Here is a 25212-nt window from a genome sequence, read left to right on the forward strand (position 1 = left end):
GTCTAGCGGGTGAGCTCCTCCAGCAGCTCCAGCACGTGCCGGTACTGGGCGCCGGTGGCCCGGGTCATGCCCAGTTCGCAGGTCCGGTTGCACGAGGCGTGGGCGGAGGCATCCATCTCCGCCACCTCCGCGGCCTGTTTCGCTGTCGCCGACGCCGTCAGTTCGGGGTGCAGCATGCCCCGGTCCCCGGCAAACGCGCAGCAGCCCCAGCTTTCCGGGATCTCGACCCGTTCGGCCACGGCGCCGGCGACGGCACCCAGGGCATCGTTGAGTCCCATCCGGGTGGACGAGCAGGTCGGGTGGAGGGCCAGCGACTCCAGCTTCCCGTGGTCGGGCAGCCGCGGCAGGATCCGCTCCGCGGCGAAGTCCACGGCGTCCACCAGGCGCAGGGCCTGCTGCCCTGCCGTGGGCACGTCCGACTCAACGGCCTGGCGCAGGCCCTCGGTGCAGGAGGACGCGTCGCAAACGATCGGTAGTTCTCCGTCCCGGGTTGCCTTCCGGAGCGCTGCCAGGGTTTTCTCCCGCATGGTTTTCTGGCCGGCGGCCATGCCCTTCGAGGACCAGGGTGTGCCGCAGCACAGGCCGTCGATCCCTTCGGGGACGAGGAGGGTGAGCCCGGCGCGGGCACAGAGTTGTTCGAAGCTGAACTGGACTCCGTGTCCTTCGCCGCCGGGACCTGCTGCTGCGGGTCCGAACATGGTGCCAACACACGCCGGGAAGTAGACGGCGTCTGGCTCTCCCGACGGCGCCGGACGCTTCCGCACCGAGCCGCCACCCGGAAGTTCGGCGGAATAGAGCGGCACGGTTTCGTCCCCAAGCACTGCCCGCGCGGCCTTGTTGGGCGGTGCGATGGCGGCGGCCGGGAGTTTGTTAACGACCGTCAGCGCCAGGGAAGCACCACGGGTGATGCCCTCCCAGTGTCTGGCGGCGCCGTTCCACGCCCCCTTGGCGAGCGGACCGGCGTCGGCAGCCCGCAGGCGTTTCACGAGCGATCCGGTGTTGATGTCCACCGGGCAGGCGGTCTGGCACATCCCGTCCACGGCGCAGGTGTCCACGGACTCGTACTCGTAGTCCTTTTCCAGTTCCCTGACCAGCGCCGCGTCACCGGCCAGCCGGGCCGATTCAATCGCGCGCAGGGTGACGATCCGCTGCCGGGGCGTCAGGGTGATGTCCTTGCTGGGGCACACCGGCTCGCAGAAGCCGCAGGAGACGCAGCGGTCCACTTCCTCCGCCACGGGCGGCGCCGTCTTGATGTGCCGCAGATGCGCCAGCGGATCCTCATCCATCAGTACGCCCGGGTTGAGCATCGCGGCAGGGTCGAAGAGCCGTTTGATGCTGCGCATGACGTCGTAGAGCTCGTCGCCGTACTGCCGGCGGACGTACGGCGCCATCACCCGGCCGGTCCCATGCTCGGCCTTCAGCGATCCGCCCTCGGCCAGGATCAGCTCCACCATGTCTTCGGTAAAGGCCCCGTAGCGGTCCAGTTCGGCTGCCGTGGCGAAGCCGTCAGTGAGCATGAAGTGGACGTTGCCGTCCTTGGCGTGGCCGAAGATCACGCTGTTGCTGTAGCTGTATTTGCCGAAGAGCCGGATCAGTTCCCGGCAGGTGCGCCCCAGCACCGGGACGGGGACCACAATGTCTTCCAGCAGCGCGGTGGTGCCCTGCGGGCGCGCCCCGGCGACCGAGGCGTAGAGGCCCTTGCGCAACTGCCACAGCTGGCCGCGTTCCCGGGCGTCACCGGTGAACCGGGCGGGCGCGGACAGCCCAAGGCCCGGGAGGATGCCCTCGCCGTGGCGCTGGAGTTCCGCCAGTTGCCCGGCACTGCCGGCGGAGTACTCCACAAGCAGGGCGGCGTGGTCCCGGACTGTCAGGTCCTGCACGACGGCGGGCGTTCCCTTGAGCGTCTGGCCCACCTTGAGGGACAACGCATCCATCAGCTCAACGGTGGCTGCCCCCGTCTCGACGAGGGCGGGCAGGGCTGCGTTGGCGGCCTCAAGTTCCGGGAACACCAGCAGGCCCGCGGCGGCATGCGGGAGCCGCGGGATGGTGCGGAAGACCGCCTCGGCCACGAATCCGAGGGTGCCCTCGCTACCGATGATCAGGTGGGCCATGACGTCCACCGGGCTCTGGAAGTCCAGCAGGGAGTTCAGCCCGTAGCCCATGGTGTTCTTCATGGAGAACTGCTGCCGGATCCTGCGCACGGAGTCCGGGTTGTTGCGGACCCGCTCCGCCAGCCGCGCCAGGCCCGCATAAAGTTCCGGCTCAAGGGCACGGAGTTTCCGGTCGGAGTCGGGCGCCCCGGTGTCGATCACGGTGCCGGAGGGCAGCACCACGGTCAGGGATTCCAGCGTGCGGTAGGTGTTGTCCACCGTGCCGCAGTTCATGCCGGAGGAGTTGTTGGCGACCACCCCGCCGATCGTGCATGCCGCCTCGCTCGCCGGATCAGGGCCGAACTTCCGGCCGTAGCGGGCCAGTCTCGCATTGAGCGCCCGCACGGTGACGCCGGGCTGGACGCGGACCCTCGCGCCGTCGTCGAGCACCTCGATGTCCCTGAAGTTGCGGCGCACGTCCACGAGCACGCCGTCAGTGACCGCCTGCCCGCTCAGGCTGGTGCCGCCGGAGCGGAACGTCAGCGGCACGCCCTGGGCAGCGCTGGCGCGCAGCAGCCCCCCGACTTCGGCGGCGCTCCCGGCCGTAATGACGGCCTGCGGGATCAGCAGAAAGTGTGAGGCGTCGTGGGCGTTCGCGTGCAGGTCAATCGCCCGGGTTTTTACCTGGGCGGGATCGCGCACAGCCGAGCGGAAGACGGCCAGGTCCAGGGGAGCCATCAGGGCACCATCCAGCCGAGCACCGGGGTGGACTGCAGGAAGATCAGCACGGTGATGAGCGCCAGGAGGCCAAGGCTCCAGCCGATCAGCTTGCGGAACAGCGTCCCCTCCGCGCCGTCAAGGCCGACGGCGGCAGCGGCAACGGCCAGGTTCTGCAGGGAGAGCATCTTGCCCATCACGCCGGCGGAGGAGTTGGAGGCGGCCATCAGCACCGGAGACAAGCCGGTTTGCTCGGCCGCGGTGGCCTGCATCTGGCCGAACAGGGAGTTGGAGGACGTGTCGGACCCGGTGAGGGCGACGCCGATCCACCCGATCAGCGGCGAGAGGATGGCGAAGAAGCCGCCCGCGGAAGCCAGCGCGAAACCCAGGGTAGTGGTCTGGCCGGACAGGTTCATCACGAAGGACAGGCCCAGGACGGCGGTGACGGTGACGATCGTCCAGCGCAGCTGGACCACGGTGTCGCGGTAGATGCGCAGGCCCTGTCCGGCAGTGATTTTGTACAGCACCATCGTGATCAGCCCGGAAAACAGCAGCAGGGTGCCGGTGGCCTTGAGGTGGTCGAGTTTGAACTTGGTGGCGGCGACCGGCTTGCCGGCCGAATCGGTGATGTCCAGGCCGGGCCAGGCGAACGTCACGCTGCCGACCTGGCCCAGCCAGGTCTTGACGAACGGAAGCTGGGCCACCGAAAACACCGCGATGATGATGAGGTAGGGAGCAATTGCCATCCAGATCTGCCGGGGTTCGGGCCGGGAGTTATCGGCCGGCACCGTCGTCCCGACGGCGGGCACGGCGGCGGAGTCAGCGGCCCGGTGACCGGCGGCGGAACCGCCGGCGGGGGCGGCGCTGCCGGGGGAGGCGCTGCCAGTCGTGACGGCGACCGCGGCGACCGCGGCGTGCGCCGCTTCGGCAGCGCCGCCCTCGACGGCACCTTCCATTCCGATGGTTTCTTTCGGCTGCCAGACCTTCAGCATCAGCAGCACGGCGGCCACCGTCACGACGGCGGCGACAACGTCGGTGAGTTCCACGGCGAAGTAGTTGGAGGTGACAAACTGGGCCACGCCGAAGGCGACGCCTGCCACGAGGGCCACGGGCCAGGTCTGCTTCACACCGCGGCGGCCGTCGACGATGAACACCAGCAGCAGCGGAACAATAAGTGCGATGAACGGCGTCTGGCGTCCGGCCATCGAGGAAAGATCCTGCAGCGGCAGGCCGGTGACACCGTTCAGGGCGATGATGGGCGCGGCCATGGCACCGAAGGCCACGGGGGCGGTGTTTGCCAGCAGGGAAACGACGGCGGACTTCAGCGGTTTCATACCGGCAGCCATCAGCATGGCGGCGGAGATCGCCACCGGGGCGCCGAATCCGGCCAGGGATTCCAGCAGGGCCCCGAAGCAGAAGGCGATCAGGATGGACAGGATTCGCAGGTCGTTGGAGATGGAACGGATGGTCCGTCCCAGCACTTCGAACCACGGGGTGGCCACGGTGAGCCGGTAGATCCAGAGGGCGTTGACCAGGATCCACAGGATCGGGAACAGGCCGTAGAAGACGCCGGCCGCGGTGGCGCTCAGCGCCTGGTTCACCGGCATCTGCCAGCCGACGATGGCCAGCACGAGGGAGAGGGCCAGGCCGGCAAGGGCGGCCACCGGGGCCTTGACCTTGAAGACGCCCAGGAGGACGAAGAGCAGGACGAGCGGAAGCGCCGCGCAAAGGGCTGAAATCACCAGGGACCCGGCTATGGGGTCAAGGATCTGCTGAAACATGTGTCTCCAGATTGTGTTAGGCGTCACAACTCCGTGGCGCCCTTCGATTGTCTTACAAGTACACATGATGGTCAAGCCATACCTGTTGTCTTGTCTGGCAAGATTGGGAATGACTCAAGAAACTCTTGGCGGAAGGGAGCTCCGGTGGCCGGGCGAATTGCAGCAGTCTCGATCGTGGACGCGGTCGCCGCGGACCTGCGGAGCCGGATCTTTGCCGGTGAACTGGGATCCGGGGATGCCCTGACGGAGTCAGAGGTCGCTTCCTCCTACGCCGTGGCCCGGCCCACGGCGAAGGCCGCAATCGAGAAGCTCGTCGCCGAGGGGCTGCTGGACCGGGGAACCCACAAAACCGCCCGGGTGGTCGAACTCGGCCCGGACTCCGTGCGGGACATCTATCTCGCCCGCGCCTATCTGGAAAGCGAAGTGCTCCGCCGGCTCGCACGCACCGGGACTGTCCCGGAAGCGGCGGTGCAGGCCAACCTCGACATCGCGGCGGTGCAGACGGGTGCTCCGCTCGACGTCGTCGAACCGGACATGCGGTTCCACACCAGCCTGATCGACGCCGTGGGCAATGAACGGATCAGCCGGATGTACCGCTCGCTCGTGGGTGAGGTGCGGCTGTGTATGGTCCGGATCCAGTCCCTGCACCTCCTGGACACCGCCTTCATCCAGGCCGAACACCAGAAGATCCTCGAACTGATCCAGGCCGGCCAGGGCGAAGCCGCCGCAGAACTGCTCGACGAACACCTGGGGCGCGCCCGGGAACGGCTGGTCGCCGCCATGGGGGGAATCCCGGGCCCGGAAGCCGAACTACAGTCCGGGCTGCTGCCGGAGTAGCCGGCCACGCGTCAAGCAACGCGGGGTCACGTATCGCCCATTCCCGAGGGTTCCATGGGCGATATCTGACCCCGCGTTGAAGTGGCTAGCGGGCGCGCTGGACGCGCTTTTCGTCCCAGACGGGCTCGGCCGATTCGTAGACCTTGCCGTCGGAGCCGAAGACCAGGAAGCGGTCGAAGGTCCGGGCGAACCAGCGGTCGTGCGTCACGGCCAGGACCGTGCCCTCGAAGTGGTCGATGGCGCGTTCCAGCGCCTCGGCCGAGTGCAGGTCCAGGTTATCCGTGGGCTCGTCGAGCAGCAGCAAGGTGGCGCCGGAGAGCTGCAGCAGCAGGATCTGGAACCGGGCCTGCTGCCCGCCGGAGAGGGATTCGTACTTCTGCTCCGACTGCGGGGCCAGGCCGTACCCGTCCAGCGCGCCCGCCGCCGCCTCGCGTCCCAGCCCCGAGCGGTGTTCGTCGCCGCGGTGCAGGATTTCCAGCAGGGTTTTGCCCAGCAGGTCGGGCCTGACGTGGGTCTGGGCGAAGAAGCCCGGCCGGATCCGGGCGCCAAGTTTCACGGTGCCTTCGTGCGGGACTTCGGCGATCTCGACGTCGGACACCGGCAGGTGCTCGCGTTCCGGGTCGGTGCCGCCGGTGGCGAGCAGTCGCAGGAAGTGGCTTTTGCCGGAGCCGTTGGAGCCAAGCACGCCGACGCGGTCGCCGAACCAGACCTCGGTCGAGAACGGCTTCATCAGCCCCGTGAGCTCCAGCTTTTCGGCGACGACGGCGCGCTTGGCGGTGCGCCCGCCCTTGAGCCGCATCTGCACGTTCTGCTCGATCGGCAGCGCCTCGGGCGGACCGGCTTCGAGGAACTTTGCCAGGCGGGTCTGCGCGGCGTGGTACCGGTTGGCCATGTCCGAGCGGAACGCGGCCTTGTTCTTGTACATGTTGACGAGTTCCTTGAGCTTCACGTGCTCCTCGTCCCAGCGCTTCCGGAGCTCCTCAAAGCGGGCGTTCCGGTCAGCGCGGGCGTCCACGTAGGAGCCGAAGCCGCCACCGTGGATCCAGGCCCCGGCGCCGTTGATGCCCGGTTCGAGGGTCACGATGCGGCCCGCGGCGTTGTTCAGCAGCTCGCGGTCGTGGCTGATGAAGAGCACCGTCTTCTTCGACTCATTGAGCTTGGCCTCAAGCCAGCGCTTGCCCGGGACGTCGAGGTAGTTGTCCGGCTCGTCGAGGAGCAGCAGCTCATCGGGGCCGGCGAAGAGCGCCTCGAGCACCAGGCGCTTCTGCTCACCGCCGGAGAGGCTCGACGCCGGGCGGTGCTGCGCGCGGTCAAAAGGCAGGCCCAGGGCGGCCATGCAGACCTCATCCCAGACGGTCTCGACGTCGTACCCGCCGGCATCCCCCCAGTCCACGATCGCCTGGGCGTACGCCATCTGGGTGGGCTCGTCGTCGTGTTCCACCATCGCCAGTTCCGCCTCGTCCACGGCGCGGGCGGCGGCCACCAGCGCGGGCGGCGCGGCCGAGACGAGGAGGTCGCGGACGGTCGATTCGTCCCGGACCTGGCCAACGAACTGGCGCATGATGCCCGTGTTGCCGGAACGCCCGACCACGCCTTCGTCGGCGATGAGGTCCCCGGAGATGATCCGGAACAGCGTCGTCTTGCCGGTTCCGTTGGGCCCGATCAGCGCCGTCTTGGTCCCGTCCGGGACCTTGAAAGTCACGCCGTTGAGCAGCTGGGTGCCGTCGGAAAGGAAATAATCGATGCTGGAAACGTCAATATGAGCCACCCCTCCATCCTCCCACGGCCGCAGTTGCAGCCGGTCAGCGGCCTCAGCCCGCTGCGGTGAGGAACTCCTTCAGGAGCGGACCGGAGACGGTGGCGCCGAGCCCGCCTTCCTCGACGAACACGGCGACCGCGAGGTCCCCTTGCACCGCCACGATCCAGGCGTGGGTCTTGGGAGGGTCGTCGGAGCCGAATTCGGCTGTTCCGGTCTTCGCGGCCACCGGGGCTCCCGGGACGGAGGCGAGGAAGCCGGTGTGCCCGGAGGTGACCACGGCGCGCATCATGTCCGCCAGGGCGGCGGCCTCCGCTGCGGTGACCGGCGCACCCGACGCCGCCGCCGGGGCAGGGGCGGACGATGCCGGCGCGGAACCTGGCGCCGCCGGCCCGGCTGTGGGTGCGGCTGCCCCGCCGGTGGCTGCTGCGGCGCCGGAGTCGGGATTCACGACGAGCTGCGGCGCGACGGGCGCACCCTTGGCGACCGAGCCCGCCATGACGGCGGCGGCCAGCGGGGACATCAGCACCTTTCCCTGGCCGATCATCGAGGCTGCGTGCTCGGTTCCCGTGGCCTCGCCCGGAACCGAGCCCAGAAACGCGCCGGCCCCGAGTGCCGGGGCTTCCACGGCGACGCCGAGGGAGGTCGCGGCGGATTCCAGCTGGGCCTGGCTGACGGTGCCGCGGGCGTTGATGAACGCGGTGTTGCAGGAGTGCGCGAACGCATCACGCAAGGTCACGGATCCCAGCGAGGTGGCCGGGTAGCCTTCGGCGTTCTTGAAGGTCCGGCCGTCGACGGTCAGGGTTGCGGGGCACTCCACCATGGAATCCGGGGTCATGCCGTTGCGGATCATGGCGAGGGAGTCCACGATCTTGAAGATGGAACCGGGGGCGTACTGGCCCAGCAGCGCGGTGTCGTAGCCGTTGCTGCCCGGCCCGGAGGCGGCGGCGAGGACGGCGCCGCTCGAGGGGCGGAGCGCCACGATGGCCGATGCCGGGCCCACCTTGGCCAGCACGTCTTCGGCCAGCTGCTGGAGGGCCGGGTCGAGGCTGGTTTTCACCGGTGTTCCGGGCTCCATCGGCACGGTGAACAGGACGCGGCGCCCGCCGTTGGGCAGTCCCTGCCGCTGTTCCGCGGTCAGGCCTGCCGTCCGGGCAAAGACCTGGGTTCCGCTGGTGCCGCGCAGCTGCGCGTCGTACTGCTGCTGCAGTCCGCCGGTGCCGGTGGTGTCGCCGGGCTGGAGGGCGCCGCCGGATTTTTCAATCTGCTCGGCGCTGGCCTCGCCCACGGTACCCAGCACGGCGCGGGCAAACCCGCGGGTGGGAGCGAGCGGGACAGAGTCGGCGACGGCCCGGGCCCCGGGAATGGCGGCAATTTGGTCGTCCGTGATGGTCCGGCCGTCCTCGCGCAGGGTGATGGCGGTGACGAAGGCCTCGGGTCCGGAGGCCTGGACCTGTTGGGTGTAGGCCGCGGGGTCCACTCCCACCAGCTGGGCGAGCCCGGTGGCGGATGCCGCCGGATCGGCTGAGGCCAGCAGGGCCTTGTCGATGCCGACATTCACGACCGGCCGGTAGGTGACCAGCTTGGCGTCGCCTGCGCCCAGGATGTCAGCCCGCTGCGGGGAGTCTGTCGAGGTGCCGAGGACTTCGTTTTCGGCGAGCTCCGGGACCAGCATGGCCGGGTCCCAGACGGTCAGCCACTTGTCGCCGGACTTCTTGAGCCGGGCGGACGCCGTGTACGCCCATTCGCCGGAGCCGATCCTCCAGCGGTAGTCCAGCGGGACCGTGGCGGTGTCGTTGTCCAGTGTCAGCTCGCCGCTTTCGACCGCGGGCTTCACCGGGTCCAGGGCCTTGAACACCGCGTTGAGCTGCTCATTGGCTGCGCCGGAGTCCTTGCCTTCAAAGGCGACGGAGCCGACGTCGAGCGCCGAGACAGCGGACGCAAGCTGCTCCGCCGCGTCCTGCGCGCCGGAGCGGCCGTCGTCGCAGGCCACCAACGAGGCGCCAAGAATGAGACCAACAAGGGCAGCTGAAAATTTTGATATGTTCCCCACCGCGCCATTATGCACCGTGCCGCAGACAAAGCCCCTGTCACACGACGCGTCCCGGCGGACCGTGGTGCCCCCGGTGCCGGCCGGACTCAGCACCGCCGGATGATCCTCCGCTGCGCGGCCACGGAGATTGCGGCCGTGCGGTTGTCCACGCCGAGCTTTCCGTAGATGTGCACGAGGTGGGTCTTCACCGTTGCCTCCGAGATGTACAGCTGCTTGGCGATGGCCCGGTTGCCCAGGCCGGTGGCGAGCAGCTCCAGCAGCTGGATCTCACGGGCGGAGAGGACCGGTTCGGGGTTGCGCATCCGGCCCAGCAGCCGGGCGGCCACTTCGGGTGCCAGCGCGGTCTGGCCTGCCGCGGCGGAGACTACCGCCTGGCGGATCTGCTCCGGCGGGGCGTCCTTGAGCATGTAGCCGCTGGCTCCGGCCTCCACCGCGGCGAGGATGTCGGCGTCGGAGTCAAAGGTGGTGAGGATCAGCACGGGCGGCGCGGGCTGGCCGGCTTCACCCGCCTTGATCCGGCCTGTCGCCGTAACGCCGTCCATGCCGGCGCCCATCTGCAGATCCATCAGCACGACGTCAACCGGCTCGCCCAGGGTGTGGAGCCGGGTGAGCTCGGCCAGCGCCGCGCCGCCGTCGGCCGCCTCGGCCGCGACGGAGATGCCCTCGAAGTCGCTCAGCATGGCCCTCAGCCCGGCCCGGACCACCGGGTGGTCGTCAACCAGCAGTACCCGGATATCGTTCACGGTTCGTTCCCTGCCGGGGAGTCCGCGAGCGGCAGCCGGATGGCCACCACCGTTCCTTCACCGGGGGCGGACTCGATGTCGAGGCTGCCGGCCAGTGCCGCCACCCGTTCCTGGAGCGACTTCAGCCCGTAGCCCGAGCCGTCGGGGCGCCCGGTGTGGTCCGTGACCGCCGAGGGATCGAAGCCGATGCCGTCGTCGTAGATATCCATCGCCACTTCGCTGCCCAGGAAGGACAGGGTCACGACGGCGGTGCCCGCCCTGGCGTGCACCCAGACGTTCGCGAGGCTTGCCTGCGCGGCGCGGAGCAGGGTGGTGCGGTACGGGTTGGGCAGTTCCACCGGTGTTCCTTCAAGGTCGAAGCGGCAGCGCAGACGGGCGCCGCGGGCGGCCGCCTCGGTTTCGGTTTTTTCGCAGAGCCGGCGCAGGCTGCCCACCAGGGGATCCTCCGGAGTCTCCCGCGGGGAGTTCTCCGGCCGGTCCTCAGCTGGGTTGTCTGCTGAGGTGTCTGCCGGGTTCCCCACTGACTGCCCCGCCGGGTTCCCCGGCTGGTTCTCCGCAAATGCGGGGGGCTGCAGGCCGCGGACGAAGTTGCGGGCCTCGGCCAGGTTGGCCGAGGCCGTCTCCTGGACCGTCCGGAGCCGGTCCCGGGCTGTGGCGGTGTCCCCGTCGTCGAGCGACTTTTCCGCCGAGCGGCCCATCAGCACGATACTGGAAAAACCCTGGGCGAGGGTGTCGTGGATTTCGCGTGCCAGCCTGGCCCGTTCGGCCAGTGTGCCGGCGTTGTGCTGGCTGCGGGCCAGTTCGGCGCGGGTGCGGCGCAGCTCCGCGGCGGCAAACCGCTGGTTTTCGGCTTCCAGGTACAGCGCCCGGTAGGCCAGCCCGGTGACCACGGCAAAGGCTGCCCCGAATGCCGGTCCCAGCACCATCGGCAGCTGCAGGGCCTCCCCGTCCGCACCGGCGTTGTGGAACCACAGCGCCACGATGACCAGAACGGTGCTCAGGACGTTCGCCGGCACCGCAAGCCGCAGCGGGAGCACGTGCAGCTGCAGGAAGAACAGCGGGAAGGCCAGCCACACGAAGTCGGCGCTGGCCCAGATCAGCAGCAGCCAGAGCAGGCAGACGGCAGCCAGCCACAGCTGCGAATACCGCCGGGGGTCGAACCGGGACGGATCCGTGGAGTGGCGTTTCTCCAGGACGGTGCCCAGGACGTAGACGGTGGCAAGAATCAGCGCAAGGCCCAGGGTGAGCCAGTTCGTGCCCTGGAGTCCTGTCCCCAGCAGCCGAACCAGTGCGACCAGCAGCAGCACGGCGAACCCGCTGTGAAGGCATACCCGAAGGATACGCAGGATCACCGCGGCCTCGGTCGTGCCTGGCGTGGCGTTCCCTGCCGGCGTGCTGCGGGCTGTGTCGTCCATGCTTTCAGCGTAGTGCCGGGCCGGGCGGTTCCGGTCCAAACGACCCTGTTGAAGACCTAGATCCCCAGGGGCGGCACCGCCAAGCCAAATATGTCTTTCAGGGCATATCTAGCGGCGTGGAAGCCGGACATGCCGGTCACCCCGGGACCGGGCGGCGTGGAGGAGGAACACAGGTACACGCCGGGCAGCGGAGTCCGCCAGGGGACGGGGCCCAGGACGGGCCGCCGGATGATGCCGCGGAGGTCCACCAGGCCGGCGCTGAAGTCCCCGCCGACGTAGTTCTCGTTGTAGGCGGCAAGTCCGGCCGCCGTCGTGACGTGATGGCTGAGCACAAGGTCGCGGAATCCGGGGGCGAAGCGCTCCAGCTGGGCGATCACGGCCTCGGCCATGTCCACGGTGGAACCGGCCGGTACATGGCAGTAGCTCCACAGGATGTGCCGGCCCCCGGGCGCGCGTCCGGCATCGAAGCGCGAAGGCTGGGAAACCAGGACATAGGGCCGGTCCGGATGCCGCCCGGTGGCGACGAGGTGTTCCGCCTCGGCCATCTCCGCACGGGTGCCGCCCACGTGGACCGAGCCGGCGTCAGCCAATCCGGGGCCCGCCCAGGGGACGGGGCCGGAAAGGATGAAGTCGACCTTGCAGGCCGCGTTTCCGAACCTGAAGGATTTCAGGGCCCGGCGGTACCGTTCCGGCAGCCTGCCGTCGGCAAGCCGGAGCAGTCCGGGCGGCGCAACGTCCAGCAGCGTGGCCCGGACCGGGGGCAGCTCCGCCAGGGATCCGATCCGCGCCCCGGTTTCCACCGCCCCGCCGTGGGCTTCAATGTCCGCCACCATCGCCTGCGCGATCGCAGCGGAGCCGCCTGCCGGGATGGGCCAGCCCACCGTGTGGGCCAGAGTGCCCAGCATGAGGCCCGCTCCGGCCGTCGCGGGGGCCGGGAGTTGCCCCACCGCATGCGCCGCGACGCCGGTCAGCAGCGCCGGCGCCAGTTCCTCCCGGAATCTCATGCCCCACAGGGGTGAGCCCTGCTCCAGGACGCGGGCGCCGAAGAGGACGGCCGCCACCGGGTCCCGCGGTATCCGCAGGAGCTGGTTCAAGGTCAGGTCCGTGATGCCGTCAGCCCGCTGCACGAGGGGGGCCATCAGCCGCCCGAACGCAGGCCCGTCGCGCCCGAGGCCGGTCACCGTTCGTTCGAGTGAGCGGTACGCCAGCGCCGCCCGGCCGCCGTCAAGCGGCGTGCCATACGAGACCTCGGGAACGTCAAGCCGGATCCGGCGGGACAGCTGGAACTGCCGGAAGAACGGCGAGGCCAGGGCCATCGGATGCACCGCTGAGCAGACATCATGAAAATGGCCGGGTTCCATGAGTTCGGTCGTCCGCAGCCCGCCGCCTGCAGTCGGCGCCGCCTCGTAGACGTGCACTTTCAGTCCTGCGCGGGCCAGGGTCACCGCCGCGGCGAGGCCGTTCGGTCCTGATCCAACGACGGCGACATCAGGCATCCGCGGACACCTGACGCCAGGGCAGGACGGAAGCCGGCGGGTGCCGCAGGTCCACCCGCAACCGGTCCGGAGCGCCTTCGAACGGCCCGCCCTGGGGATCATCCATCCCGTACCGGCGGACCACGTCATAACCGGGGTCCCAGATGTCCCAGGCCACCCGCGCCATCAGGTAGGCGGTGGCGATCATATGGAATGCCACGGCCAGGACGTAGTAGGGCATATCAATATTGTGCTGGGCAACACCGCCGCTCGTCACCTGCCCGAGGTACATCCAGACGGCCGCCCAGTGCAGGCCTTCGAACGTCTGCCAGATCAAAAAGTCCCTCCAGCGCGGCCGGGCCAAGGCAAGCAGCGGGATGAGCCAGATGACGAACTGCGGTGAATAGACCTTGTTCGTCAGGATAAACGCGGCCACAATCAGGAAGACCAGCTGCGCGAGTCGCGGGCGCCGGGGCGCGGCCAGGGCCAGGGCCCCGATCAGCACACAGGCCAGCACAAAAAGGTTCATTGCCAGGGTGTTGATGGTCTCCGGCTGCAGGGAAACCCAGCCCAGGCGACCCGCGACGAGGTTGTAGGCAAACCAGGGGGAGCTGTAGCCGGCGGGGCGGTCCTCGGTGAACTGGTAGAAGTATTTCCAGCCCTCCGGATTGGCGACGGCGACCGGGAGGTTGACGGCCAGCCAGGCGGCGGCGGCGGCGCCGGCGGTAACCAGGAGAGCCCGGATCCGCCCGGTCCGCAGGGCCAGGAGCAGGACCGCGCCAAGGATCAGCACGGGGTAAAGCTTGGTGGCCGTGCCCAGGCCGATAAAGACTCCGGCCAGCACGAGCTTGTTCCGGGAGAAGCAATACATGCCGAGGGCCAGCAGCCCGACAGCCCACATGTCCCAGTTGATGGTGCCGGCCAGGATGATGCCGGGGGCCACGGCCACCATTGCCGCATCCCACGGCCGACGGCGGGCCATCCGTGCCGTGGCAAGTACCGTGACGATCCAGACTGCCGCGATCAGCGTGGTGTTGATGTCGAAGTAGGCCAGGATCCGGCCGGCCGAGACGCCATCGCCCGGAACCAGCAGGGCCGTGGCACCGGCGATGAGCCCCATCAGGACGGGGTATTCAAAGAACGTCCCCTCAGTGAGAAAGGGGAAGGCTCCGTCGCCGAGACCGCGGTTCTTGAACAGCTCCGGGAAGTCCGAATAGCAGCTCGCGTAGAACTGGCCCGGGGTTTCCCAGCCGTTGGTGCGGCAATACGACCTGAGCAGTATTCCGAGGACTGCTGCCAGCACGGTGAGCAGGATCAGGACGCGTTCCACGGTGAAGAAGCCGGGGGAGACGATGCCGGGGGCCGAGCGGCGGCCCATGGGCCCGCCAATCAGTTCCGTGAAATTCCTTAGCAGGGGGTCGCTGCGGCTCGGGATGACCAGTCGGACACGTCTGCGGTGCTCCGGCGGCTTTGTCTCCTGCATGCCCCTGAGCTTACCGGGCCGCTCCGCCCGGCCGTGCTGCGCCGGGCGGGTGGGCCTCCCGGCCGGACGCGGACTTAAAAGGGGGAGCCCACGCGTCGCCGCGTGGGCTCCCCGGGGGTCTCAGTTGCGATGTCAGTCATCAGTTCCTCCTGGACGGGACGGGACTGGACCTGCCTCAGCGGATGAGGCCCATCTGGTGCATAACGACGTAGACGTCTTCACGCTTCTGGTCGAGGAGTTGTCCGTTGAACAGCGTCGTGTGCCGTGGGGCCGGCTGGAGGCCCAGGCGCAGGATTCTGTGGAGTTTCTGCTTCATGGTGGTCACCTCCCTCCGGCGGCTCGCGGTGCGTGGCCTGGCGGTGGTATTGGCGATAGTCACGACGGTCCTTTCATCGGCCTGCCGGAAATGCCGGAGTAATTGGGCATGACAATTAGTGCCTCTGTGAATTGAGGAAGAAAAGGCCGTAATTAGGGCATGGAATTATCCGGCGCTGATTTGATGGTTTCGCAAAGGCGGATGGACCGCCCCTGGACGCGTGCGTGCGGCAACCCCAACAGGAAGCTGGGTTCCGAACTTTGGGATGCTGCGCAACCGCGTGGTTCCGCCGGTGTCAGTCCGCTCTCACGGCGCTCCCTGTCACAGGGAGAGCCGGTATCGCCCTGGCTCTGGATCCTAGGGGAATGAACCTAGGTTGTGAGCGAAAGGGTCAGGAGGCAGCCGGGCCGAAATTTGGGCGCGGTTCAGCGACAGAGGCCGGGGTGGCGGTGACGAAGTACATCCGTCCGCTAGTCAAAGTAATCATTTCTCCCAACCTCCTTTACTGTTATGCCGGCACCGGCTGACTGGCCGGGCGACGCGCGCCTCGACCCCGGCAGGACGCTCTGGGGTCAGAAATAAAAATACACCATGAATGCGGCACTTGACCACCGAATTCATAAACTTCTTGAAGTTAATTCCTAAACCGTATTCATAGGCCCCAGCGGAGCACTGCCGGGGTCTTTTTATCCCAGCCCAACGTGCAGACTTTCGCTGTGCCCAGGATGAAGTGCCGGCCTTCGTGAGGATCGAGCCCGAGCCACCGGGCGGTGAGGATCCGCGAGAAGTGGCCGTGCGCCACCATCAGCACATTATCCAAGCCGGATTCCAGCACCCGCGCCACGATCTTGTCCGCCCGCGCGGCGACGTCATCCAGGGCTTCGCCGTTGGGGACGCCGTGGGTCCAGATCAGGTAGTCCGGGTTGTCCTTGCGGATGAGGTCCGAGCTGATGCCCTCGTAATCGCCATAGTCCCACTCGACCGCGAGCGGTTCGAGCTGGGCGTCGGGGAAACCGGCCAGTTCCGCGGTCCGCCGGGCCCGCCGCAGCGGAGAGGTCAGCACCAGGTCAAAGTCGACGGCGTCGAGCACCTTGCGTGCCTCCACGGACTGCTGCTCACCCTCGACGGTGAGCGGCAGGTCGGTGAGGCCGGTGTACTGGCCACTCTTGGACCACTCAGTTTCGCCGTGCCGCAGGATCCACAGCTGCGGGCGCGGGCCGTTCAACGGTGTAATCACTTAGGACTCCTCAGTTGAGAGTGCGACGACGGACTCGGGCTGGGCAGCCCACCATTCGTGAAGTTTTGCCTCGGCCACGTCGGGGTCCAGCGGGCCGTGCTCCATCCGTTCCTCCAGCAGGAATTTGTAGGCGCGTCCGACGACGGGGCCCGGCTTGAGGCCCAGCAGTTCCATGATCCGGCCGCCGTCCAGGTCGGGGCGGACGGCCTCGAGGGATTCCTGCTCACGCAGGGCCGCAATCCTGGCCTCGAGATCGTCGTAGGCAAAGGCGAGCCGCTCGGCCTTGCGCTGGTTGCGGGTGGTGACATCCGAACGGGTCAGCCGGTGCAGCCGCTCCAGGAGCGGGCCGGCGTCGGTGACATAGCGGCGGACGGCGGAATCGCTCCAGCCTGCCTCGCCGTAGCCGTAGAAACGCATGTGCAGCTCCACCAGTTTGGCCACGGCCTTGATGGTGTCGTTGTCGAAACGCAGCGCCTTCATCCGTTTCGACGTCAGTTTGGACCCGACCATGTCGTGGTGCCGGAAGCTCACCGCCCCGCCGGGCTCGAAACGGCGCGTGGCGGGCTTGCCGACGTCGTGCATCAAGGCCGCGAACCGCAGCACGAAGTCCGGCCCGGGCACGGCGCCGTCGGCCCCCGTTTCCAGCGCGGCGGCCTGCTCCAGGACCTGGAGGGAGTGCTGGTAGACGTCCTTGTGCCGGTGGTGTTCATCCGACTCAAGACGCAGGGCGGAGACCTCGGGCAGAACGAAGTCGGCAAGCCCGGTGTCCACGAGCAGATCCACACCAGCCCTGGGGTGCGCCGCGCAGATCAGCTTGACCAGCTCCTCGCGGACGCGTTCCGCGGAGATCATGGTGATCCGTTCCGCCATCCGGGACATCGCGGCGCGGACGTCCTCATGCACCGTGATGCCCAGCTGGGCCGCAAAGCGGGCAGCGCGCATCATGCGCAACGGATCGTCGGAGAAGGATGATTCCGGGGCGCCGGGGGTGGCGAGGACGGAAGCATGGAGGTCGCGGACACCACCGAACGGATCCACCAGCTCCAGCGCCGGGAGGCGCAAGGCCATGGCGTTGATGGTGAAGTCGCGGCGCAGCAGGTCATCCGTGAGCGACTCTCCGAACGCCACGGCGGGTTTACGGGAGTCGGGATCGTACGCCTCGGCACGGTAGGTGGTGATTTCGATCTGGAACCCGTTCTTGCGCATCCCGATCGTGCCAAACGCGCGCCCGATTTCCCAATAGTTGTCAGCCCACTTCTTGATCAGGGCAACGGTCTGGTCCGGAGTGGCGTCGGTGGTGAAGTCCAGATCGGGGGAAACCCGGCCAAGGAAAAGGTCACGCACCGGGCCGCCCACAAGCGAGAGTTCGTGGCCGGCGTCGACAAACCGCTGCCCAAGCTCCAGAACCACAGGGTCTACCTGGAAATCAACGGTGTGCGAGTCAGTCTCGTGATGTGGGTGCGCCATAGTTTCTTAAGCTTGTCAGAAATCCCGGCCAGCACCACACCGAATCCCTCCCCGAGTCGGGCTGTTGGCGCTGGACACGGGGGCGTCGCGGGCGATCCACTTTCCCGGCCGTCCACTTTCCTGCCACGTTTAGGTCATCAAGAGCGGACAAGAGTCGTTAGAGTGGACTTCATGGCCCATCCCGTACCGAGCGCTCCCGGCAGGAGGACAAACGCACCGTTGCCTTCGGCAATCGGTGGCAATGTCGCGCCGGTGCAGCACTCCGGACAGGCCTCCCTCCCCACGGTGGAGGAAATCTCCGCCGGCGGCGTCGTGGTGGACACCGCCGACGCCGAGCTCCGCGTAGCGATCATCGCCCGTCTTAATCGTGGCGGGCGGCTGGAATGGTGCCTGCCGAAGGGTCACCCCGAGGGCAAGGAAAGCAACGAGGAAGCCGCCGTTCGTGAAATCGCGGAGGAAACCGGCATCGAGGGCAAGATCCTCGCGCCGCTGGGAAGCATCGACTACTGGTTCACGGTCAGCGGACATCGCGTGCATAAAACCGTCCACCACTATCTGCTGCAGGCCACCGGCGGGGAACTGACGATCGAGAACGATCCGGACAAGGAAGCCGTGGATGTCGCCTGGGTTCCCATCCATGAACTGGCCCGCAAGCTTTCCTTCCCGAACGAGCGCCGCATCGCCGACCTCGCCAGGGAAGTCCTGCCGGATCACCGCTAGGGCCGCGCAACCGCCCTTAAAAGGACGAGGATAGCGCCCAAAGCCGTGCCCGAGTGAGACGATGAAGACAATGTCATCTGCCAAACCCACCCCCGCACCCTCCGGCCCCGCCGATTCCAAAGCCGTCCAATCCGGAGAAGTCCGTTCCAGCGCCATCATGGCCGCGGGAACGCTGGTCTCGCGCTTCCTGGGATTCGGCAAGACCTGGATGCTGGCGGCCGCCCTGGGCCTCGGCTCCACGGTCAACGACACGTTCATCAACGCCAACAACCTGCCGAACCTGATCTTCCTGCTCGTCGCGGGCGGCGTCTTCAATGCCGTCCTGGTGCCCCAGATCATCAAGGCGAGCAAGGCTCCGGACAAGGGAGCGGACTACATCAGCCGGCTGCTGACGCTGGCGGTCCTGGTGCTGCTGACGCTCACGCTGCTGGTGACGCTGCTGGCGCCGTGGGTCATTGAACTGACGACGCAGGGCTACTCCCCGCAGCAGAAGGCCCTCGCGGTATCCTTCGCGTTCTGGTGCCTTCCGCAGATCTTCTTCTACGGCCTGTACGCCCTGCTGACCCAGGTGCTCAACGCCCACGGTGCCTTCGGGCCCGCGATGTGGGCGCCGATCCTGAACAATATTGTCGCGATCGCCGGCCTCGGCATGTTTATCTGGACCTTCGGTCCAAACGTGGCCAACCCCCACACCCTGGACACGTGGGACTCCAGCCAGACCCTGCTGGTGGCCGGATTCTCCACGATCGGTGTCATCGCCCAGACGGCCATCCTGCTGGTTCCGGTGTTCAGGCTCCGCCTCGGCCTGCGGCCGCGCTTCGGCTGGCGCGGGGTCGGCCTGGGCCAGGCCGCCAAGCTGAGCGTCTGGACCCTGGCGACGGCCGCCGTCGGGCAGCTGGCCTTCCTCTACGTCATGCGCATCGCCACGATCCCGGGTGCCGAACGGCTGCGCCTGGAACAGGCCGGGGATCCGGCCGCCGACACGCTGCCGGGCAACGCCGTGCTCGAGGTGGCGAGCCAGTTGTACCTGCTTCCACACTCCATCATTGCGCTGTCGCTGGCCACGGTGCTGTTTAACCGGATGACCCGGGCGTCGCAGGACGGGGATCACGCAGCGCTGCGCAACGCGCTCTCCCACGGGCTTCGGACCATGGCCGTGGCGACGGTCTTCGGGGCCCTGGCCCTGTTCGCGCTGGCCGGACCGCTGGGGATGTTCTTCTCCGGCGGGGTGCCCCGGGACGGCGTGATGCTGGCACAGACGCTGACCATCCTGGCGCTCAGCACACCGTTCATGAGTGCGAATTTCATGATGTCCCGCGTGTTTTATGCCAACGAGGATGCCCGGACACCGTTCTTCATCCAGCTGGTTCTGGCGCTCGTGAACGTGGTTGCGGCCTTCACGATCCAGTTCCTGCCGTTCGATCAGATCATTTTCGCCATCGCCACCCTCTACACCGGCGGCAATATCCTGTCCGTGATCCTCAGCGTGGTCTTCCTGCGCCGGCTCCTGGGCCATCTGGACGGTCCGCGGATCGTCAACTCCTACATACGGATGGGGTATGCCGCACTGGGATCCGCGCTGGCCGGTGCCGTCGCGTTGTGGCCGCTGGGCAGCTACAGCCCGGACGGGTTCGCCTGGAGCACCCCCCTCGCCGCCCTCGTCACGATCGCCGTCGTCGGGCCTGTCATGCTGGCTGCCTACCTGCTGCTGTTGAAGCTGTTCCGGGTGACTGAGCTGAGCGACCTGCTCCAGCCCCTGCTGGGCCGCCTGCGCCGCCGCCCGGCGGCCGACGCAGACGCCGGCAAGCTTCCGGACGGCGCCGCAACTCGTACCCGGCCGGAACGGGCCACTGTCTCGGTGGACACCGGACTGATTCCGAGAATCTCCGGCGAATTCGACGCAGCATCCTTCCGTGCGGGTCCGGACCTCGCCGAACAGGACGAACGGTCCCGGCGCGCCGGGCCGGAAGGCGGTTACCTGCCCGCCGAGGATCTGCCCACCACGGCGGAGGGCGGCCTGGGCCGCGGCGAGGTCCCGCTGCCCGGGCGCAGGACGTACCAGGGCCCGGCGGGGCATAACCCCTATTTCCCGTTCGGCGGCAAGAAGAAAAAATAGTATCCGTCAGGGTCCGCGGCGCCGCGCTTCCGCGGCCGGGACACTGCATCGGCTAGGATCGAAGACTAACAAGGGGAGTTGCAGACCAAGGTCCACCGGCTTTACCGGGGGATCTGCGGCCACTGATGAAGTGATCAGTTCGGCAGCACCCCGGACAGTCTAGGAGGAGCCCGTGTCCCACCCGATCGATGTCGGATCAGTACTAGGTGGCCGTTACAAGGTCACTGCCACTGTACTGACCTCACATGACCAGGATCTGGTGCTGGACGGCGTGGACCAGGTGCTCAACCGTGCCGTGAGTATCCTCGTTGCCGGGCCGGGCAACGCTGATCAAGTGGCGCAGAGTGCCCGGGAAGTCGCCACGGGCGAACGTCCCGGCAGCGTGCAGATCCTCGACCTTGGGGTCAGCGACGCCACAACCTACCTCATTACCAACCACACCTCGGCCGCTGACCTGCTGGACCTGGTGGTGTCCTCCAACCCGCCCTACGTCGAGCCGTTCTTTACGGACACGCTGGGCAGCGAAATCTTCGGTCAGCCGCGCTCCCATGAACCGGAAACCTATGACGGGCTCTACGACGAAGAGGAAGTAGACGCCGGGTACATCAATTACGGGCAGAACCAGCAGCCTGCCGCCCCCGCGCCGCGAGTCAGTCCCGCCGCACCGCCGGTTTCCCCGGCCCGTGTGCCTTCGCGTCCGGCCGCGTCACCCGCTGCAGGTGCCGCAGGAAACGGTGCAACTGGAACCGGAGCGGCAGGAGCGGCAGGAGCGGCAGGCCTCGCTGCCGCTGCTGCCGGCAGCGCCGCCGCAACCCAGACGTCCTCCAAAGCAAAGTCCCCCGATGCCGCCTCCACGGAGGCCACCCCGAAGGTGACGGCGCCGCAGCCGGTCCAGGGCGGTGCCCCGGGTTCCGGTGCCCGTGACTCCACACCGTCCGCCCCCGCCGAAACACCCAAGGTTTCACTGTGGTCCGAGGACGACTACGACCAGCCTGCACCCGGAGGCAATAAGACGTCCCGACAGGATCACGCACCGGAGGTTGCCGCCGCGGCCGGCAGTGCCGCCACGAACCGCGCCCCCGGGGTCTTCCCGGGTTCGGCCCGGAGCAGCGACTCCACTCCTCCGGACGACGAGTACTACGGCGAGGACGAGGAAGCCCAGCGCGAGCCCCGCTCCATGCGCTGGCTCGTGGGCGGACTGCTGGCCGCGGTCCTCGTGGTCGGTCTGGTTCTGGCCGTGACCAACCTCGGCAGTCTGTTCAAGACCACCACGCCGCCGGTCGCCGGCGGCAGCACCCCCACCAGCACGCCGGCTGCAAGCTCGGCAGCGCCGTCAGGTACCGCCAGCCCCACGGCGCCGGTCGCCGGTCCGCCCGCCATTGAGGGCGTCACCCGGCTTGGCAGCTTCGATTTCGCCGGAACCTATGACGACGACCTGATCAAGACCTTCGATGGCAATGCCGCCAGCTACTGGTCGGACATGGAATTCGCAACGGACAACTGGGGTGGCCTCGCCGCCGAGGTTCCGCTCGTCGTCAAGCTCGAGAGCCCTGCTGAGGTCACTTCGGTCACCCTCAGCCAGTTGGGGGCCTCAGGCGGTAGCATCAGCGTCTTCACGAACGACCGGCCCTCCCTCGACGGCGCCAAACAGGTGGGCAGCAACAGCTTCACTTCCCCGGAACTGACGATGTCCCTGCAGGAACCCGCCACAGCCCAGTACGTCATCGTCTCGATCAAGACCTTGCCCAAGCTGGCGGCGCCAAAGACCCGCTATGGCTTTGGCCTGCGCCTGGCTGAAATCAAGGTCCAGTAGCTTCGAATCAGTGCGATAAACCATTGGCCCGCAGAAGCATTCGGTACGCTAAGCGGTGGTCTCCTCCGGCAGCGCCCAGCCCCACCGGAATATTCAGCAACGAGTAGTAGTTGTGCCATGTGGCCGGCCACCCAGGCGGGCGCATCGACAAAGGAAGAGGTTCACCGTCCAGTGAGCAACGCAGAAAACACCGCGTCAGAAGTGCGTGATGTCATCATCGTAGGCTCCGGCCCCGCGGGCTACACTGCCGCGGTGTACACGGCGCGCGCCAACCTGAAGCCGCTGCTCCTGGCAGGATCAGTGACGGCTGGCGGCGAGCTGATGAACACGACCGACGTCGAGAACTACCCGGGATTCCCGGACGGCATCATGGGTCCGGACCTGATGGAGAACTTCGAGAAGCAGGCCGCCCGCTTCGGCACCGAAATACAGTTTGAAGACGTCACCGAACTTGATCTCGACGGCGACATCAAGACCGTCACCATCGGCTCAGGGGAGACCTTCAAGGCGCGCTCTATCATTCTGTCGACGGGTTCGGCCTACCGTGAGCTCGGACTGCCCAACGAAAAGCGCCTTTCCGGCCACGGCGTCAGCTGGTGTGCAACCTGCGACGGTTTCTTCTTCAAGGACCAGGACATTGCAGTGATTGGCGGCGGTGACTCCGCGATGGAAGAGGCATTGTTCCTCACCAAGTTTGCGAGGTCAGTAACCGTGGTCCACCGCCGTGACAGCCTGCGGGCCTCCAAGATCATGGCCGACCGCGCCTTGGCGCACGAGAAGATCAGCTTTGTCTGGAACAGCGGCGTCGAGGATGTCCTCGGCCAGCAAAAGGTCACCGGGCTTCGATTGAAGAACCTCATCGACGGCGCCGAAAGCGAACTCTCCGTCACGGGTGTCTTTGTGGCAATCGGCAACGATCCCCGCACCGACCTCGTCAAGGGCAAGGTGGACCTGACCCCCGAGGGAACTATCGCCGTCGATGGCCGCACGTCGAAAACCAGCATCAAGGGTGTCTTTGCCGCGGGTGATGTCATCGACCCGACATACCGCCAGGCCATCACGGCTTCGGGATCCGGCTGTGTGGCCGCCCTCGATGTCGAGCACTACCTCGCAGACTTCCACGCCTAACCGGCGCGCAGCAACCAACCGAAGAGAGAGACAGGCCCATGAGCAACGCAAAAGACGTAACAGACGCTAGTTTCAGCACGGACGTACTGGCTTCCGCCAAGCCGGTCATCGTGGACTTCTGGGCCGAATGGTGCGGCCCGTGCCGCAAGCTCGGACCGATCCTCGACGAGATCTCCGTGGAGTACAGCGAGAAGGTGGATGTCGTCAAGGTGAACGTTGACGACAACCCGGCGATCGCAGCCCAGTACGGCATCACATCGATCCCCGCCGTGTACCTCTTCCAAGATGGCGAAGTCAAGGGAACCGTCATTGGGGCTCGCCCCAAGCAGTTCTTCGAAAAGGAATTCGCGGACGTTTTGTCCTAGTGCCTGTTAGGTCTGTGTAAGAGCAGGCCGGCACCAAGGTGGCCCCACTTCCGCCCAGGAAGCGGGGCCACCTTTTTTGTGGGGGTAGCCCGGTGCGCCTGTATATCGGAACCCATATATGGGCCCGCTGGCCGTTGGGGGAGTTGTGAATTTGCATGCTTATCATCCTATTCCGGTGCTATTTCCGGATGGCCTTCCCTGGATCGGGACTGTTTGCATTTGTTCGGATGTCCCTGGAATAGATGGGGCCATCCTCCGTTGGCTGTAGGGTCAACCAACGACGTGACTAGCCCCGGCGGTCCTTAGCCTATAGCCGGGCCCGAACCTGTAGTGGGGCAGGGCCCTGTGGCGGGAGCCTTGGGTGCTTGCTGGCGGCTGCGGGACTTCACTTCGCCCGGCAACTTCTTTGCCGATGTTTCACGTGAAACATGTCCTTCCCGGACGGGCTCCAGGCATCAAATGGAGACCCTACCGGCGTTGCTCCAACCCTTCGGTTCTCGATGTTTCACGTGAAACACACATGCTGGGAATTCCCCTATATATCTGCTGCGCACTCTCGCCTTTCCGCCGCGATGACGTCGCCAGATCTGGTTCCGTCTGCCGTCGGCCCGAAAACCTTGCCCTGGTTCAGTATTTCTCATCTATTCATTGTCCGCTGACCCGGATTGCTCTCCTGCCTGACTGCGCCTACTTGAGCAGATTCTGCCCAAATGCCGCACGGTTGGTCTCATTGCCGCCATCCCATCTGCGCCTTCCCCGGCCGTGAAACCTATAGTGATGCCGTAGCGGAGGCGTGGTGACTTTGAAGCCCGCCTGACGTCCGGGCTCTTTTCGGTATCCTGCGGTTCCGCCGATCAAAATGTCGCAGAGGGGTGTCGCCGCGCGGGACCTATTCCCACTCGAAGCCGGCAACCATCACGCCATGAACGCTGCAATGCAGCCAACCCAGAGCCTGGACGAAATGTTTCACGTGAAACACTGGTCATCGGGCGCTCCCAGAACGGTGGGGGACTCGGGTCGGCGGGGATCGGGTCGTTGATTTCTGCCCGGGTCTTTAGTCGAATTGAGGACTTGCCGGTCACTCAATATCTGGCTGGAACCCATGGTTCTGATCACCGATCATCTATTCCTAGACCGTGCAGCAATCCTATTTTGGGGCTGCATCCAGTCGCGCCGTTTCACGTGAAACACTGCAGCTCCCATAGGGAATCGATGGCTGGTCTGAATATGAAGAGACGGCGGTGCCAGTCCCACTTCAATTCGATACTCGACTCCCAAATAACCGATAGCCAAGGTGGAGGAGACATTCGACGGGCTGATCGATCCCTGGGCTCGATGCCTTGGACGATGGAAGTAAAGGATACGACCGCAACACCCGCCCACGTAGCACCTGAGGATAATGCGGACCGTATAGGCGTGCGTGAGCCGGCGCCAGACCGATACCGGGGATCCCAGATCGCCTTGAAGATATCCGTGGAACACAATCCACGGAATGTTTCACGTGAAACACTACAGCGACTTGGCGTTACCGACCGCTCTCTCGGGCTCTTGCGAATCCAGTCTGTCGTACATCCTGACAACAGCGTTCATGCAGTCAGCGCGAAGCCAGGTCTGGCTGCCGGAGGGGTTCGCACACGTACCTATGATCCCCTCAAAGCACCCGGACAAAGGATCCATAGGCACCGGCTGCGGTCGCCTGA

The 25212-nt window shown here is 66.8% G+C and carries 17 protein-coding genes; 6 read left to right on the forward strand and 11 right to left on the reverse strand.

Annotated elements, in window-relative coordinates:
- Positions 1 to 2 precede the first annotated feature (2 nt).
- Positions 3 to 2828, reverse strand: a complete 2826-nt coding sequence (locus ASPU41_RS05580) for an FAD-binding and (Fe-S)-binding domain-containing protein (RefSeq protein ID WP_069950087.1) — start codon at positions 2826 to 2828, stop codon at positions 3 to 5.
- Positions 2828 to 4588, reverse strand: a complete 1761-nt coding sequence (locus ASPU41_RS05585; protein WP_069950088.1) for an L-lactate permease — start codon at positions 4586 to 4588, stop codon at positions 2828 to 2830. The genes ASPU41_RS05580 and ASPU41_RS05585 overlap by 1 nt, the downstream gene beginning before the upstream one ends.
- Positions 4589 to 4732: 144 nt before the next feature.
- Between ASPU41_RS05585 and ASPU41_RS05590 the strand changes: the two genes are divergently transcribed.
- Positions 4733 to 5425, forward strand: coding sequence for a GntR family transcriptional regulator (locus tag ASPU41_RS05590; RefSeq protein ID WP_069950089.1), 693 nt, complete (start codon positions 4733 to 4735; stop codon positions 5423 to 5425).
- A gap of 85 nt (positions 5426 to 5510) precedes the next feature.
- On the opposite strand, the gene ASPU41_RS05595 is transcribed toward ASPU41_RS05590, so the two are convergent.
- From ASPU41_RS05595 to ASPU41_RS05635, 9 genes are all read right to left on the reverse strand, one after another.
- A complete protein-coding gene (locus ASPU41_RS05595) occupies positions 5511 to 7193 on the reverse strand; it encodes an ABC-F family ATP-binding cassette domain-containing protein (RefSeq protein WP_069950090.1) in 1683 nt (560 codons plus the stop codon).
- Positions 7194 to 7236: 43 nt separating this feature from the next.
- On the reverse strand, positions 7237 to 9234 hold the full coding sequence (locus ASPU41_RS05600; protein ID WP_069952503.1) for a penicillin-binding transpeptidase domain-containing protein: 1998 nt from the start codon (positions 9232 to 9234) through the stop codon (positions 7237 to 7239).
- 86 nt (positions 9235 to 9320) lie between these two features.
- Positions 9321 to 9977, reverse strand: coding sequence for a response regulator (locus ASPU41_RS05605; protein ID WP_069950091.1), 657 nt, complete (start codon positions 9975 to 9977; stop codon positions 9321 to 9323).
- Positions 9974 to 11392 carry a sensor histidine kinase gene (locus ASPU41_RS05610; protein WP_069950092.1) on the reverse strand — a complete coding sequence of 473 codons (1419 nt, stop codon included), beginning with the start codon at positions 11390 to 11392 and terminating at the stop codon, positions 9974 to 9976. Before ASPU41_RS05610 ends, ASPU41_RS05605 begins: the two co-directional genes overlap by 4 nt.
- A 56-nt stretch (positions 11393 to 11448) precedes the next feature.
- Positions 11449 to 12888 carry a phytoene desaturase family protein gene (locus tag ASPU41_RS05615; RefSeq protein WP_069950093.1) on the reverse strand — a complete coding sequence of 480 codons (1440 nt, stop codon included), beginning with the start codon at positions 12886 to 12888 and terminating at the stop codon, positions 11449 to 11451.
- On the reverse strand, positions 12881 to 14350 hold the full coding sequence (locus tag ASPU41_RS05620; protein WP_069950094.1) for a glycosyltransferase family 87 protein: 1470 nt from the start codon (positions 14348 to 14350) through the stop codon (positions 12881 to 12883). The genes ASPU41_RS05615 and ASPU41_RS05620 overlap by 8 nt, the downstream gene beginning before the upstream one ends.
- A 175-nt stretch (positions 14351 to 14525) precedes the next feature.
- Positions 14526 to 14729, reverse strand: coding sequence for a hypothetical protein (locus ASPU41_RS05625; protein WP_069950095.1), 204 nt, complete (start codon positions 14727 to 14729; stop codon positions 14526 to 14528).
- Positions 14730 to 15318: 589 nt separating this feature from the next.
- Positions 15319 to 15903 carry a histidine phosphatase family protein gene (locus ASPU41_RS05630; protein WP_197515768.1) on the reverse strand — a complete coding sequence of 195 codons (585 nt, stop codon included), beginning with the start codon at positions 15901 to 15903 and terminating at the stop codon, positions 15319 to 15321.
- Positions 15904 to 17370 (reverse strand): CCA tRNA nucleotidyltransferase, encoded by a 1467-nt coding sequence (locus tag ASPU41_RS05635; RefSeq protein WP_069950096.1) that lies wholly within the window; start codon positions 17368 to 17370, stop codon positions 15904 to 15906.
- Positions 17371 to 17541: 171 nt separating this feature from the next.
- Between ASPU41_RS05635 and ASPU41_RS05640 the strand changes: the two genes are divergently transcribed.
- The 5 genes from ASPU41_RS05640 to trxA all read left to right on the forward strand — a co-directional run bounded on the left by ASPU41_RS05640 (position 17542) and on the right by trxA (position 23512).
- Positions 17542 to 18090, forward strand: coding sequence for an NUDIX hydrolase (locus tag ASPU41_RS05640; RefSeq protein ID WP_442856235.1), 549 nt, complete (start codon positions 17542 to 17544; stop codon positions 18088 to 18090).
- A 70-nt stretch (positions 18091 to 18160) separates the two neighbouring features.
- The gene (gene murJ / locus ASPU41_RS05645; protein ID WP_069952505.1) at positions 18161 to 20206 is read left to right on the forward strand and encodes a murein biosynthesis integral membrane protein MurJ; all 2046 of its coding nucleotides are present in this window, start codon (positions 18161 to 18163) and stop codon (positions 20204 to 20206) included.
- A gap of 172 nt (positions 20207 to 20378) precedes the next feature.
- The gene (locus tag ASPU41_RS23000) at positions 20379 to 22019 is read left to right on the forward strand and encodes an ABC transporter substrate-binding protein (RefSeq protein ID WP_069950098.1); all 1641 of its coding nucleotides are present in this window, start codon (positions 20379 to 20381) and stop codon (positions 22017 to 22019) included.
- 171 nt (positions 22020 to 22190) lie between these two features.
- Positions 22191 to 23147: a thioredoxin-disulfide reductase gene (gene trxB, locus ASPU41_RS05655; protein WP_069950099.1), complete on the forward strand. Its 957-nt coding sequence runs from the start codon at positions 22191 to 22193 to the stop codon at positions 23145 to 23147.
- A 38-nt stretch (positions 23148 to 23185) separates the two neighbouring features.
- Entirely contained in the window at positions 23186 to 23512 is a 327-nt protein-coding gene (trxA, locus tag ASPU41_RS05660; RefSeq protein ID WP_069950100.1) for a thioredoxin, read from the forward strand.
- Positions 23513 to 25212: the final 1700 nt, after the last annotated feature.

Source organism: Arthrobacter sp. U41 (assembly GCF_001750145.1).
GTDB lineage: Bacteria > Actinomycetota > Actinomycetes > Actinomycetales > Micrococcaceae > Arthrobacter.